The sequence below is a fragment of the Streptomyces niphimycinicus genome (genome assembly GCF_018883605.1).
GTDB lineage: Bacteria > Actinomycetota > Actinomycetes > Streptomycetales > Streptomycetaceae > Streptomyces > Streptomyces niphimycinicus.
The window spans coordinates 1-661 of record NZ_JAHLEM010000872.1 but is presented as its reverse complement, the minus strand read 5'-3'; the positions used below and the strand labels follow the sequence as shown (position 1 = coordinate 661).

General features: G+C 72.3%; 1 protein-coding gene. It reads right to left on the bottom strand.

Annotation, left to right across the window (positions count from 1 at the left end; translation table 11 throughout):
• On the bottom strand, window positions 1–661 hold a 661-nt coding region (locus KN815_RS44515; protein WP_216347481.1), incomplete at both ends, for a nitroreductase family protein.

Below are 661 nucleotides of genomic sequence, written 5' to 3'. Positions count from 1 at the left end.
AGCCGCAGCACCATCTGCACATAGGCCATGCCCGCCATCGGGTCGCGCAGCGGCCAGCGCAGGTCGTGCCATTCGAGGGCCTGGGTGACGAACGAGGCGGCCAGTCCCTCCAGCGTGGCCCGCAGCAGCACCCGCTCCACCGCCTGGCCGGTGCGCAGCCAGTCCACGGGGCGGTCGCGTGAGGTGCTCAGCAACGCCAGGTGAGGGGAGGTCTCGAAATCGGCGGTCGGGCGGCCGGGGATCGACTTGCCGCCCGCGAAGTCGCGCATGGGGGCCTTGCCGATCCGGCGGCGGGGCCCGAAGGCGTACTCCGGAACCCCTTCGGTGGCCGGCCGCGTATCGTCCGCCCTGCGGGTGAAGCGGTCCAGGTCCGCGGCGGCGCCGGCGTCGGTGAGGTTGCGGGCCTCACCCTCTCGCACCAGGTCCAGGACGGACTGCAGATGCCAGCCGGAGGCGAAGGACAGCGAAACGTGCTCCTGGTCCGCCGCGTCGACCAGGGCGGTCCGCACGGACACGGGGATCTCTGTCTCGGCGAAGGGATACCGGCTGGTGTGCCGGGTGCGCACAGCGGGGTACAAAGCGGCCGGATCGTCTTCATCGCCGAGCGGGCCGGTCAGCGTCACGGAGGCCAGCAGCATCGGGTCGCTGGGGTCGGGCAGCA